The organism is Pseudomonas sp. HP_14 (genome assembly GCF_055283875.1).
In genome coordinates this window covers 124,641-137,369 of sequence record NZ_JBTOQI010000008.1, presented here as the reverse complement: position 1 = coordinate 137,369, position 12,729 = coordinate 124,641, and the positions used below count along the sequence as shown (strand labels likewise).

The window sequence follows — 12,729 nt, the reverse complement described above, 5'->3', positions numbered from 1 at the left end:
GGCTAAAGCCGGGAAGAGGCCGGTACAGCCAACAAAATGTGGTGTCAGGAAGGCCGCCTTCCCGGTTAAAGCCGGTCCCACGACATTATCTGCACGGCCTTTCAGTCATGCTTCTTCATCAAGTGCGGCGACATGTTCAGCCCGTTTCTACGGCGTCGGCCCAGTCGGCAGCGGCGCCAAAGCCAGATGCCCGCATAAAGGACCAATAGACCACCCACTATCACCAGGCCGGCGCCAAGCGGGCTGGCATTGAGTTCACCCAGCGCTTGAGGATGGCCGATCAGGCTGGAAACACCTGCCATTGCCAGCAACACGCCGAAAGTCGCCAACAGGGCAGCAATGGCTGAACCAATGCGGACGCCCCAACTGCCCGATCCTTTTGGACGCAGGCGACGGGCATCAAAACCGTCGGATACTTTCATTCTGATTTCCTCCAGAGTATCGGGGTCTGACCCGGACAAGCGTCAGCGGGTTCCCGTCGTCAAGGAATCAGAGGCAAATGGCGGGTATTAATGGATAGGCGGTAATGTGAACAGCGTCACATGACCGCGCAAACGACACTGGCTACAGGAAGCCAGGCGTGGGGCAGTCCGGCGTTGAGTGATCATGCTCGTAGCCGGGCAGGGCAGATAATTGAAGAGGTGCAGCGCGATTCAGATCAGGTCTTTGGTCAGGGCAAGGGTCGCGAAGTTATCGTTCATGATCGCCATTTCAGTGCGATGAACGATATGTGCGTTAACAACGCCATCCGGGCTCGGCAGGTCGCGCGTCGCACAGGCATCGTCTACCAGGGTGCAGCGATAGCCATAATCCTTTGCCGCACGCACTGTGGTGCTGATGCTTGAGTGGCTCATGAAGCCGCAGACAATAAGGTCCAGATGACCAAGGCTTTGCAGCAAATCGTCCAGCCCGGTGCCGTTGAAGGCGTTCGGCAGGCGTTTTTCAACCACCTGTTCACCTTCGAGTGGCTTCAAATCAGGCATGAATTCGCCGCGTTCACCTTGAGGATCAAACAGACCGCCCACAGTACCAAGGTGGCGGATGTGCACAATCGGGTTTTTACCGGCGCGAGCTGCGCTGACCAGTTTGTGGATATTGGCTGCCGCCTCATTCACGCCGGTCAGAGCCAGCGGACCACTGAGGTATTCTTTCTGTGCATCGATAATGATCAGCGTGGCATTGCTCAAAGTGGCCGCTGCATAGCCACGGCCGCTGAGTTGAAACATGGTCTTTGGATCGGACATCTGGGGCTCCTTTGTGTGGGGCTTTTGCGACATTCTCCTCCGCTTGAGCGGTTCTGGGAATGGCGGCGATGAGAAGCTCCGGTTTCTCTGGCCTTTAGCGGCCTAGATGTTTCTCAGCGGCCAGCATTATGCCTTGATTAAAAAGCTGCGTATCCAAAACCATCGTCGTACGTGAGGCAGGTCAGTAATGGCACTCGGGCATCGTGTGTTACGGTCATGGCTGCTAGAATCTCAAGACGTATTCCAAGGAGCTTGCCCCAGTGATCACATCCCGCTTGCGCACTGTGCGCGACCATATCCGTTGGGCGGTCAGTCGCTTTCACGAAGAAGACCTGTTTTTCGGACATGGTACCGATAATGCCTGGGACGAGGCGCGCCAGTTGGTTCTGGGTGCACTCCATCTGCCTTGGGAAATTGCCGACAGCTATCTGGATTGCCGTCTGGAGCTTGATGAAATTTCCGAGCTGCAGCGTTTGATTTCACGCCGCATTGACGGGCGTGTGCCAACCCCTTATTTGTTGGGCGAGGCATGGTTTTGCGGCATGTCGTTCATCGTCGATGAGCGGGTATTAATCCCGCGCTCACCGATTGCCGAACTGATTGAAAATCACTTCGCGCCTTGGCTGGCGAATGAGCCAGCACGCATTCTCGACTTGTGCACTGGGTCCGGCTGTATCGGTATTGCTTGCGCTGATGAGTTTCCTGACGCCGAGGTGGTATTGGCTGATCTGTCTTTCGAAGCGCTGGAAGTTGCCAACCAGAACATCGAGCGCCACGGCGTGGATCAGCGTGTCTACACCGTGCAGGGCGATGGCTTTGACGGCCTGCCAGGTCAGCGCTTTGACCTGATCGTCTCCAATCCGCCTTATGTTGATTCCGAAGATTTCGCAGACATGCCGGATGAGTACCAACACGAGCCTGAACTGGCCCTGGCCTGCGGCAGTGACGGTCTGAATCTGGTGCGGCGGATGTTGAGTCAGGCGGCAAATCATTTGACCGAGAAGGGTCTATTGATCGTTGAAGTGGGCAACAGCCAGGTTCACGTGCAGGCGCTGTACCCGGAAGTTGAATTTGCCTGGCTGGATTTCCTGCGCGGCGGCCACGGGGTATTCATGCTCAGTGCTGCTCAGTGTCGCGAGCACCAGGCGCTGTTTGAATCGCGGGTCTGATTGATAAAAACTGAAGGCGCTCGCGATGAGCGCCTTCACTTTGAAGGCTAGCGGTGCGTTGCAATCCAGATCAATAGCCCGGCCTGGAAGACTGCAAACGTCACCAGGCAGGCAATGGTGAAGCGCAAGCCACTGTCTTCACGCTTGTACTTACCGACCCGATCCTCGTGCTGACGGATCAACCCTTCCTGCTCGATCATTTTTTTCTCGGCGCTTTCCAGCATCTGTGATGCTTCGAGAATCTCGATGATCTGAATCTTGTCGTTATTCCAGGTGCTGTGCAGGTTGCCAACCTGTACTTCCTTGAAGCTACCTTTCATGTGCTGCGCGTCGGCGTAGGCGACTTCGAAGCCCTGAGTCTTCAGAAAGTGGTCGCGACGCAGGCGAGTGTCTTCGTTCAGGCCGTCCTTGCTGGGCAGCGCGAAGGTCTCGACTTTGTAAGCCGACCATTTTTTCTGCGCCCAGTGGATACCTTGAGCCATCAAAAAGCGACCGATACCGCGGTTCCATGGCTCGATCTGCAAGCCTGAATCAGGGCCGAAGCGCACGATATGCTTTTCATGATCCACCCAGACGTCCAGGTGGTTTTGCTCACGACGCACCCGTTGCCCTGGCAGCTGGATGTTCAGACGCAGCAGGCTCACTTCCTTGCTGTGACGTTCGGCACGGCCAAACTGCACAAAGCGCAGCGGACGGCCGCCGGTCGCGCGGTCGGTCTGCAGCGGGGCCAGACGCAGCATCAAAAAGTGTTCCGGCTTGACGTCGTCCCACAGTTGCGCAGGCGCTGAAGCTTGCGCTTCAGCGACTTCGGTATCTTCAGTGGTTTTGGGTAGCGCTGTTGTTTCTGTCATGTTTACGGCAATCCTGTCCTTGACCCTGTGCAGCAAACACAGCGCCAGCAAATCCCTATCGGCCGGTTTTACGAGTCCTGAAGGGTCTCCATGATTTCCTGACGTCAAATTTCCTTGATCACGCCGCGGGCACCGCTTCGATAAAACGCAAAATGCGCGTGGAAAGCTCGCTCGACAGAGGGAGCTGCGGATCCTTGTAAGACGCCAACTGACGTTTGATGTCGTTTGGCACGATGCGCAAGACGTGATTCATACCCTCGATCAAGGCCAGTTCTGCATCGGGTTTGGCCTTTTTCAATAACTCTGCGTCACCAACACCCACCTGAATGTCATGCCGACCCTGCACGATCAGTGCGGGGACCTGCAGTTTGCCGAATGCGGCGGCAGGGTTTTGCCGGAACAGTGAAATCAGATAAGGCTGAACGCTGGGTCTGAAGACGACTTCCAGCTCTTTCGGCACAGCGTTGTCGGTCTTGCCCGCCTTTATTTCATCAATCAGTTGATTGCTGCGCTGTAGCAACGGTGGCGGCAAACGGTCTTGCAACTGTTCGCGCAATACCTCGTCCACCGGGCGCCCGGTACCTGCCACGGATATCACTGCGGCGGCACCTGCCTTTTCAGCGGCCAGGGAAGCGACGAGCGCACCTTCGCTGTGGCCCAGCAGGATCAATTGACCAAGGCGCGGGTCAGTCTTGAGTTTGCGGCCCCAGGCCTCGGCGTCGGCGACGTAGGCTTCGATACTCAGATTGCGCTCGTCAGGTGTTGCGGCCTTGCTCGCGGCGACACCTCGTTTGTCGTAGCGCACGCTGGCGATGTTGTGTTTGGCGAGGATCCGCGCCAGCCGTTTCATGCTGTCGTTGCGCCCACCGTCCGGGTTGTTGCCATCACGATCGGTAGGGCCGGAGCCGGCAATGATGAGTACCACAGGCACGGGCGCGCTGGATTTAGGCAGTAATAAAGTGCCGGACAATTCACCCGTCGCGGTTTGCAGGACGATAGGGCGCTGCAGGACTGACGGGGTGGCAGCGTGAGCAAGCCCGGTGAGCAGGGGAAGGATCAAAGCGATAACGCGTAGCATCGTTGGGCCACTATCTGATGGGATGCCGATTGGACGCGGCCAGACGAATAAGGTTCGAGGATGAACTACGCGAGCAGCCTGCGTATACTGGCGGGTCTGTTTTTATCGATCTGGTTTTTTCGCTGATTTATCGGAGCGTCCGCATGTCCGGCAACACCTTCGGCAAGCTGTTCACTGTCACCACTGCTGGCGAAAGCCATGGTCCGGCGCTGGTTGCCATCGTTGACGGCTGCCCGCCGGGCCTTGAGCTGTCGCTGCAAGACCTGCAAGTTGATCTGGATCGGCGCAAGCCCGGCACCAGTCGGCACACGACCCAGCGTCAGGAAGCCGATGAGGTGGAAATCCTCTCCGGCGTGTTCGAAGGCAAAACCACCGGCACCTCGATTGGCCTGCTGATTCGTAACACCGATCAGAAGTCCAAGGACTATTCGGCGATCCAGGACCAGTTCCGTCCAGCTCACGCCGATTACACCTACCACCACAAATACGGCGTTCGCGATTATCGCGGCGGCGGTCGCAGTTCGGCGCGAGAAACGGCCATGCGCGTTGCGGCCGGTGCTGTCGCCAAAAAGTATCTGGCGAAGATGGGTATTGTGGTCCGCGGCTACATGAGCCAGCTGGGGCCGATTGAAATCCCTTTCAAGACCTGGGATTCGGTTGAGGAGAACGCGTTCTTCTGTCCCGATCCTGACAAGGTTCCGGAGCTGGAAGCCTATATGGACCAGCTACGTCGCGACCAGGATTCGGTCGGTGCGAAGATCACAGTGGTTGCCGAAGGTGTGATGCCCGGTCTGGGCGAGCCGATCTTCGACCGTCTGGACGCCGATCTGGCTCACGCGCTGATGAGCATCAACGCGGTCAAGGGCGTGGAAATCGGCGCTGGTTTTGCCAGTGTTGCGCAGCGTGGTACCGAGCATCGTGACGAGTTGACCCCGGCAGGTTTCACCTCGAACAATTCGGGCGGGATTCTCGGTGGTATTTCATCGGGGCAGCCCATTGTTGCGCACCTGGCTCTCAAGCCGACCTCCAGCATCACTACGCCAGGCCACTCGATCGATGTGCACGGTAATCCGGTGGATGTGATCACCAAAGGGCGTCATGACCCTTGCGTAGGCATCCGCGCTACACCGATTGCCGAAGCAATGATGGCCATCGTGTTGTTGGATCATCTTCTGCGCCATCGTGGTCAGAACGCCGATGTTCAGGTGACAACGCCCGTGCTGGGTCAACTGTAATGCCCGAAGGCGTTGCTGCTGCCAGGGCAAACTGACGTGACGCATCCCCCCGCTGGACAGCTGCCTTATTGGCGGCTGTCCAGTTTTTACGTGTTTTACTTCGCTTTACTGGGCTCGACAGCACCGTTTCTGCCGTTGTATTTCAGTCATCTCGGGTTCTCCAGCGCGCGAATTGGTGAACTGGTGGCGATCCCGATGCTGATGCGTTGTATCGCACCCAACCTCTGGGGCTGGCTGGGGGATTACACCGGGCGTCGTTTGGTAATCGTGCGCCTTGGCGCCATCTGTGGATTGCTCGCTTTTTCCCTGATTCTGGTTGAGCAAAGCTATATCTGGCTGGCGATGGTCATGGCCCTGCACGCGTTCTTCTGGCATGCGATCCTGCCGCAATTCGAAGTCATTACCCTGGCGCATCTGCGAGGTCAGACGTCCCGCTACAGCCAGATTCGGTTGTGGGGCTCCATCGGTTTTATTCTTACCGTAGTGGGCGTGGGGCGTTTATTCGAGTGGTTGAGCCTCGACTATTTCCCCTATGTGCTGGTAGCGATCATTTTCGGGATTGTCATCAGCAGTTGGTGGGTGCCCAATGCGCACCCCGTCGTGTCCACGACTCATCCGGAAACGGGTGGTTTTTTCCGGCAACTGAGGCAGCCAGGGGTAATGGCTTTCTATGCCTGCGTCGGGTTGATGCAGTTGAGTCACGGCCCGTATAACACCTTCCTGACCCTGCACCTGGATCAGCTGGGTTACGGTCGCGGGTTGATCGGGATGCTCTGGGCAGTTGGCGTGGTTGCTGAAGTGCTGATGTTCATGGCCATGAGCCGGATATTGCAACGCTTCTCGGTACGTCAGGTGTTACTGGTCAGTTTTTTATTGGCGGGATTGCGCTGGTCATTGCTGGGCAATTTTGCCGACCATCTGTCGGTGCTGCTCTTTGCCCAATTGCTGCATGCCGCCACATTCGGCAGCTTTCACGCGTCTGCCATCCACTTCGTGCAACGTAGCTTCGGCCCGCAGCAGCAAGGTCAGGGGCAAGCACTGTACGCGGCGCTGGCCGGTACGGGCGGTGCATTGGGGGCGCTTTACTCCGGTTACACCTGGAACTTCCTTGGGGCAGGCTGGACATTTACCATCGCCAGTGTCGCGGCATTGGCCGCTGCCATCATGGCGGCTACACGAATGAAAGAGGAGCGGGCATGAGCCGCGAACAACTGACTCAGGCAATTATCGACGCCGGACGTTTTCTATACGGGCGCGGCTGGTCTCCCGCGACCAGCAGTAACTATTCGGCGCGGCTGTCTGCCAGCGAGGTATTGCTGACCGTCTCTGGCAAACACAAGGGGCAGTTGGGCATCGACGATGTATTGGCCACTGATCTTGACGGCAATAGTCTGGAGCCGGGGAAAAAACCTTCGGCGGAAACCTTGCTGCACACGCAACTCTACCGCTGCAAGCCGGAGGTGGGTGCCGTACTGCACACTCATTCGGTCAACGCGACCGTTCTCTCTCGTCTGACCGAGGCAGATCACCTGATCTTCGAAGATTACGAACTGCAGAAAGCGTTCAGTGGCGTTGTCACGCATGAATCACGGGTCGTGGTGCCCATCTTCGACAACGATCAGGACATCGCGCGTCTGGCGGCTAAAGTGCAGCCCTGGCTAGATGCGCATCCCGATTGCGCCGGTTACCTGATTCGCGGCCATGGTTTATATACCTGGGGCGCGAAGATGAGCGATGCGCTGCGGCAAATCGAGGCGTTTGAGTTTCTCTTTGAATGCGAACTCAAGACCCTGGCCATACTGAACCGATAACGTTTTAGCATCAGCCCGAGCGACCTGTAAAAGTCGCGGGACAAACCGAACCGAGCCGAGGAGCGCAGCCATGAGCAGCCTGTATGTTTATCACCAGTCCAGCCCTGAGCAGCCACATAAAGTCCTGACCCACGTCGAAGATATTGCCTCGACCCTGGCCGAGCATGGCGTGGGCTTTGACCGCTGGCAGGCAGCCACGCCGATTACCCCGGGTGCCAGCCAGGAAGAAGTGATCAGTGCCTATCGTGTGCAAATTGACCGGCTCATGACCGAACGCGGTTACGTCACGGTTGACGTCATCAGCCTCAACAGCGATCACCCGCAAAAAGCTGAACTGCGCGCGAAGTTCCTCGATGAACATCGGCACTCCGAAGATGAAGTGCGATTCTTCGTGGCCGGTCGTGGTTTGTTCACGTTGCACATCGGTGAGTATGTCTACGCCGTACTGTGCGAAAAGAATGACCTTATTTCAGTACCTGCGGGCACGCCGCACTGGTTCGACATGGGCGAGAATCCACATTTCGTGGCGATTCGCCTGTTCAACAATCCTGAAGGCTGGGTCGCGAATTTCACGGGTGAAAAGATCGCCAGTCAATTCCCGCAGCTCGACGATTTATAGGATTCGGTTTCCATGACAATCAAAGCGGTCCTGACCGATATCGAAGGCACTACCAGCGCGGTCAGTTTTGTATTCGACGTGCTGTTCCCGTTCGCGGCGAAGCATTTGCCGGACTTTGTTCGCCAGCAGGCGTCACGCCCTGATGTTGCCGCGCAGTTGCAGGCGGTGCGCGAGGACAGCGCGGAGCCGGACGCTGATGTCGAGCGTGTCATCGTGATTCTGCTGGCGTGGATAGCCGAAGATCGCAAGGCAACCCCGCTCAAGGCGTTGCAAGGCATGGTCTGGGAGCAAGGCTATAACGCCGGTCAGCTCAAGGGCCATGTTTACCCTGATGCAGTCGAAGCTCTTCAGCGCTGGCATGAACAGGGTTATGGCCTTTATGTTTATTCCTCTGGCTCGATTCAGGCGCAGAAGCTGATTTTTGGATGCTCCGAGGCAGGAGATCTTTCAGGGCTGTTCAGTGGCTATTACGACACCACCTCCGGTGCCAAGCGTGAGGCGCAGTCGTATCGCAACATCACTCAGGCCATTGGGCTGCCAGCCGGGGAGATCATTTTCCTTTCGGACATCGTCGAAGAGCTGGACGCCGCAAAGGCCGCAGGCATTGCTACTTGTGGGCTGGTGCGTGTGGGCGGCAAGTTGCCAGGGCACGTCAACGTGGTCAGCTTTGCCGACATCGACCTGTCTGCATTCTAACGGCGAGTGGATGTGCTCCGCTCGTAGGCATCTTCGCGCCGTCACCTGCTGAGCCGAAGGACGCCGAGAGTTCAGTTCAGTCAGCCCCATCCTGCGGAAAAGTAGGATGGGGCTTTTATTTGAGTAGGTAATACCTGTTTATTTCGAGTGTTGTTCTTCAGCACTTTTAATCGTGTAGTTTTCTGATTGATCCAGCTCTGGCGCAGCCTGACCAACAATCAATTCAATCCTGCGCCGTGACTGGACAGAGGAGCGAATTGCGATGGGAAGTGCGGGATCAATCAACTCGACCGAAAATCCACTCATACAACAGATGGTCAGAAGCATTCATGAACTGGACAGTCATCAGGCCATCGAAAATGCGCTGGAGTGGTTGCGGCAGGAATGTGAGTGTAAACGGGCGATATTTTGCCAGTTCAGAGGCTCGATGCTGCTGACGCTGGTGACCTCTAATGTCGATCCTCGGTGGAGTCAGGATTACCGAAGGCACCTGCTGCTAATGGACGATCCAGTGGTCAATCATTACCGCGAACAACTGGGGTTTATCGACTGGAAGTCAGCTTTCAAGCGTTATCCAGGCCCTGCCAGCTATGACCTGGCGGTGGAAAAGTATGGGCTGACACCCGCGTGTTCCTATGGGTACACAAGTCCGGCCCGAAGCTTTCAGGGCGTCACATCGATTTGCTCGCTCAATGGCTTGAGCCGGGGGATTAAAGGCGCAGACAGGTATCTGCTTTCCAGTCTGGTGCCTGTGCTCCATCTGGTCGGGAGAGGGACGAAATTGCGTTCCAGAGGGCTGAGTGAAAAGGAAATCGAGATACTTGAGTGGGCTCGCGACGGCAAGACAGCCTGGGAGATTGCCACGATTCGACAGGTGTCTGAGGCCACCGTCAAATATCACCTCAAGAGCATTTACAGCAAACTCGGAGTGTCCAACAAGGCTCAAGCGGTGGGCGAGGCGTTATGCCAGGGGATCATCAAATGAATGACACCTGTTAACTGAACCGGAGCCGGGAGATTACTGCTGAGGACTGGACTGCGGGATAAGAAACGCTCAGGCAAAAAAAAGCCGTGAAAGCCAACAGGCAATCACGGCTAAACAAAGGGAGCGAAGCGTTTGAATCGGTGCAGCGTGAAACGGACAGTTAAAACTCTCGAAGCTCTGGATCAACAGACCCTGGATCAACGGGTGTGATACGTCGGCAAGTCGAAGCGGTGCTGGCTTTGCAGCATGGAAATTGCCGGCAGGTCACTTGCCTGTCCAGCCAGGTCACGGCGGATAGCACTGATCACCCACTCAAGCTGCACCGGGGTGTGAAGTTGGGCGTAGGACACGGAGCGGCGGATTTGCTTGCCCTCGTTATTACGCAGAGAGAGCAGCACACCACCATCTGGGCGAGCTTGAGTTGTGACGTCGAATTCGGAAAATACGGAAGCGAATTTTTCTTGGATAAAAGTCATGTCTAGCGGCTCCATTGCTCATGGGATAACAAGCTTGGTAGTACTAGTGCAGTGACTGTGCCAGTATTTGCATTCGATAAAAATCCTTTAAAAACAGATACTTGCACAAATCTGGTTTTTTCGGATTCGTGCAATATGCATGAATGGCTATCGGGCATCCTGCATTTTGCGGTTTTTTTCAGGTTTTTTTCAGCGGCGAGGGAACTTTGCTGCGCAGAGCAGAAAGGATTCAGCGGGTGGGTCGTGGCATGTTGCGTAAATACTCCGACCGCGCTTTCTGGTTTTTATTCGGGCATCCAATAAAAAAGATGGGACGGACGTCTCATCAGTCGATGAACGGTGGTTTATGGCTCTACACCTTGACCCATGACGAACGGCTCTGGAGACTTGTGGTCATTAAATTGAAGGAGGAGAGCTGTCGTGCGGATACTCTTCTCACACTTGGATACTGCCGGAGTTACCCATGTCAGATCACCACACCAGCAATCAACCTGTACAAATGAACGACGAGGAAGCTCTGGAGTTTGCCGAGCAGGTTTTTGACGTAGCCCGTCGCGGTGACGCAGTGATGCTGGACAGGTTGTTGGAGAAAGGCCTTACACCTGATTTGCGCAACCACAAAGGCGACACGCTGTTGATGCTTGCCAGCTATCACGGTCACCAGGATGCCGTGCAGGTTTTGCTCAAGTATCAGGCTAACCCGGAGATTCGTAACGACAACGGCCAGAGCCCCATTGCAGGCGCCGCGTTTAAAGGCGACCTGGCCGTTGTCAAATTGCTGGTCGACGCAGGGGCTGAAGTCGAGGGTGCCTCTGCTGACGGTCGCACGGCATTGATGATGGCGGCCATGTTCAACCGGACCGAGATTGTCGACTACCTGATCAGTAAAGGCGCCAACCCCAACGCCCGTGATGCGAAGGGCGTGACGCCGCTGGCTGCCGCGCAGACCATGGGCGCAGCAGATACCGCAGCGCAATTGGCTCAACTTGCTGGCTGAAATGTAATACCGGCGTAAGTGATAGAGGCGCGAAGGATTTGTCGGTATCCTTCGCGCCTTTATTTTTGCTCGACATCAGGACCTCCCATGAAGAATCAACTCATCGAATTAATCGGCAAAATCAGTTCGGGTTGCATGGGGGAGCAGGATATCGAACGTGTTGCGGATGAGGCTGCCCAGGCGTACGCGGATCCGTCGGCATTTCTGACGGCCAATCCCGATATCAACTACGACGACACGTTCCCTATTCCGTTGGGCGAATGGGTCGTGGTGGGGAGCCTCCCCGATACTGTTCTGTTCCAGGCTGACACTTACATGGACCTGTTCGCGCAGATCGTCGATTCATTTGGCAAAGATGTCGCGTTCAACATCAAGCCCAAACAACTGGCAAAGATTGATGCTCTGGTAGCGCTCAACCGCATTCAGATCCAGTTGGGCAGCATGAACAAGGAAAACGGCGGCTATGTGCTGATGAATTTCAGCCAGCCGTTGGACGATGAACTGCAGGCAGTGTTGGTCTATGGCAGCGATCAGGCACGAGTGCTAGAGCTGTGTGCCGCGCTGAACATCCAGGCAGCGCCAGCACTGGAGGCGCTGCGCAGCCTTTAAACGCCTAGCCCAGCGCCGTGTCGAGGAACATCATCACCGCAAAGCCGCCCATCAGCCCCAGCGTTGCTGAAGTCTGATGGCCATTGCGGTGGGTTTCCGGAATGACTTCGTGGGACACCACAAAGATCATCGCGCCCGCAGCCAGACCCAGGCTGACGGGGTAAGCGATGGCGAAGCCGCTGGAGATCCCCAGACCAATCAGCGATCCGATAGGCTCCATCAAGCCGGAGCCTATCGCGACCAGCATCGCTTTCATGGCAGACAAGCCGGTAACGCGCAGCGCAAGTGCGATCGCCAGCCCTTCAGGAATGTCCTGAATCGCAATGGCGGTGGCCAGCGGGATGCCGACTTCCATATCGCCATTGGCGAAACCGACACCAATGGCCATGCCTTCAGGCAGGTTGTGCAAGGTGATCGCCAGCACGAACAGCCAGACCCGGTTGATGCGCTCTGAATGCGGCCCCTGACGGCCGACGCTTTCGTGCTCATGGGGCGTGAATTTGTCTAGACCGAGCATCAGCAGCACGCCCAGCCCCAAACCGACGACCACGGTGCCCGCAGCGAGTGGTCCGCTATCGGTGATCTCACGAGCTGCAGCGAGCCCCGGCAGGATCAGTGAAAACGAGCTGGCCGCAAGCATCATGCCGGCGGCGAAGCCCAGCATGACGTCTTGAGTCCGCTGGGCAACATCTCTTAGCGCCACCGCCATGACTGCGCCGAGTGCTGTCGCGGCGAAACCGGCAGTGCCGCCCAGAAGCGCGTAATGCAGGTTGTCCTGATTGGCGCCATAAACAGCGTTGTAGCCGCTGGCAATAAACAGCCCGAGTACGACCAGTATCACCAGCAGAAACCCCAGGCTGAGCAGGGGAGTGGACTGAGCCTGGGCCAGCCACGAGGCCCAGAGCGATCTTGGTTGTGCGGGTGTTTGCATGACTGGCTGACCTGTCTGGAAAAATCTG

At 56.6% G+C, this 12,729-nt stretch carries 15 protein-coding genes; 9 read left to right on the top strand and 6 right to left on the bottom strand.

The window, feature by feature from the left end; translation table 11 throughout:
* Positions 1 to 101: 101 nt before the first annotated feature.
* Together ACYASS_RS08195 and ACYASS_RS08190 are read right to left on the bottom strand one after the other, a co-directional pair.
* The gene (locus ACYASS_RS08195) at positions 102 to 422 is read right to left on the bottom strand and encodes a hypothetical protein (protein ID WP_463585764.1); all 321 of its coding nucleotides are present in this window, start codon (positions 420 to 422) and stop codon (positions 102 to 104) included.
* 231 nt (positions 423 to 653) lie between these two features.
* Positions 654 to 1,244: a cysteine hydrolase family protein gene (locus tag ACYASS_RS08190; RefSeq protein WP_463585763.1), complete on the bottom strand. Its 591-nt coding sequence runs from the start codon at positions 1,242 to 1,244 to the stop codon at positions 654 to 656.
* 260 nt (positions 1,245 to 1,504) lie between these two features.
* Here ACYASS_RS08190 and prmB point away from each other — a divergent pair, with 260 nt between their 5' ends.
* Complete coding sequence (gene prmB / locus ACYASS_RS08185) at positions 1,505 to 2,413, top strand: 50S ribosomal protein L3 N(5)-glutamine methyltransferase (RefSeq protein ID WP_463585762.1); 909 nt, start codon at positions 1,505 to 1,507, stop codon at positions 2,411 to 2,413.
* A gap of 47 nt (positions 2,414 to 2,460) precedes the next feature.
* On the opposite strand, the gene ACYASS_RS08180 is transcribed toward prmB, so the two are convergent.
* Both ACYASS_RS08180 and ACYASS_RS08175 read right to left on the bottom strand, forming a co-directional pair.
* Positions 2,461 to 3,264, bottom strand: a complete 804-nt coding sequence (locus tag ACYASS_RS08180) for a hypothetical protein (RefSeq protein WP_463585761.1) — start codon at positions 3,262 to 3,264, stop codon at positions 2,461 to 2,463.
* A gap of 118 nt (positions 3,265 to 3,382) precedes the next feature.
* Positions 3,383 to 4,342, bottom strand: coding sequence for an alpha/beta hydrolase (locus tag ACYASS_RS08175; RefSeq protein ID WP_463585760.1), 960 nt, complete (start codon positions 4,340 to 4,342; stop codon positions 3,383 to 3,385).
* Positions 4,343 to 4,485: 143 nt separating this feature from the next.
* On the opposite strand from ACYASS_RS08175, the gene aroC reads away from it, so the two are divergent.
* The 6 genes from aroC to ACYASS_RS08145 all read left to right on the top strand — a co-directional run bounded on the left by aroC (position 4,486) and on the right by ACYASS_RS08145 (position 9,688).
* Positions 4,486 to 5,577: a chorismate synthase gene (aroC, locus tag ACYASS_RS08170; RefSeq protein WP_463585759.1), complete on the top strand. Its 1,092-nt coding sequence runs from the start codon at positions 4,486 to 4,488 to the stop codon at positions 5,575 to 5,577.
* A 36-nt stretch (positions 5,578 to 5,613) separates the two neighbouring features.
* Entirely contained in the window at positions 5,614 to 6,777 is a 1,164-nt protein-coding gene (locus ACYASS_RS08165; protein WP_463585758.1) for an MFS transporter, read from the top strand.
* Positions 6,774 to 7,388: a methylthioribulose 1-phosphate dehydratase gene (locus ACYASS_RS08160; protein ID WP_463585757.1), complete on the top strand. Its 615-nt coding sequence runs from the start codon at positions 6,774 to 6,776 to the stop codon at positions 7,386 to 7,388. The genes ACYASS_RS08165 and ACYASS_RS08160 overlap by 4 nt, the downstream gene beginning before the upstream one ends.
* A 70-nt stretch (positions 7,389 to 7,458) precedes the next feature.
* Positions 7,459 to 8,007 (top strand): 1,2-dihydroxy-3-keto-5-methylthiopentene dioxygenase, encoded by a 549-nt coding sequence (locus ACYASS_RS08155; protein WP_122665593.1) that lies wholly within the window; start codon positions 7,459 to 7,461, stop codon positions 8,005 to 8,007.
* Positions 8,008 to 8,019: 12 nt separating this feature from the next.
* A complete protein-coding gene (mtnC, locus tag ACYASS_RS08150) occupies positions 8,020 to 8,703 on the top strand; it encodes an acireductone synthase (RefSeq protein WP_463585756.1) in 684 nt (227 codons plus the stop codon).
* 262 nt (positions 8,704 to 8,965) lie between these two features.
* Positions 8,966 to 9,688, top strand: coding sequence for a helix-turn-helix transcriptional regulator (locus ACYASS_RS08145; RefSeq protein WP_463585755.1), 723 nt, complete (start codon positions 8,966 to 8,968; stop codon positions 9,686 to 9,688).
* Positions 9,689 to 9,885: 197 nt separating this feature from the next.
* Here the strand turns inward: ACYASS_RS08145 and ACYASS_RS08140 are convergent, their stop codons facing one another.
* A complete protein-coding gene (locus tag ACYASS_RS08140) occupies positions 9,886 to 10,164 on the bottom strand; it encodes a DUF3509 domain-containing protein (protein WP_122665590.1) in 279 nt (92 codons plus the stop codon).
* A 463-nt stretch (positions 10,165 to 10,627) separates the two neighbouring features.
* Between ACYASS_RS08140 and ACYASS_RS08135 the strand changes: the two genes are divergently transcribed.
* Complete coding sequence (locus tag ACYASS_RS08135) at positions 10,628 to 11,161, top strand: ankyrin repeat domain-containing protein (RefSeq protein WP_243248097.1); 534 nt, start codon at positions 10,628 to 10,630, stop codon at positions 11,159 to 11,161.
* Between the two features lie 87 nt (positions 11,162 to 11,248).
* Complete coding sequence (locus ACYASS_RS08130; protein WP_463585754.1) at positions 11,249 to 11,770, top strand: hypothetical protein; 522 nt, start codon at positions 11,249 to 11,251, stop codon at positions 11,768 to 11,770.
* 4 nt (positions 11,771 to 11,774) lie between these two features.
* On the opposite strand, the gene ACYASS_RS08125 is transcribed toward ACYASS_RS08130, so the two are convergent.
* Entirely contained in the window at positions 11,775 to 12,701 is a 927-nt protein-coding gene (locus tag ACYASS_RS08125; protein WP_463585753.1) for a ZIP family metal transporter, read from the bottom strand.
* Between the last annotated feature and the right edge of the window lie 28 nt (positions 12,702 to 12,729).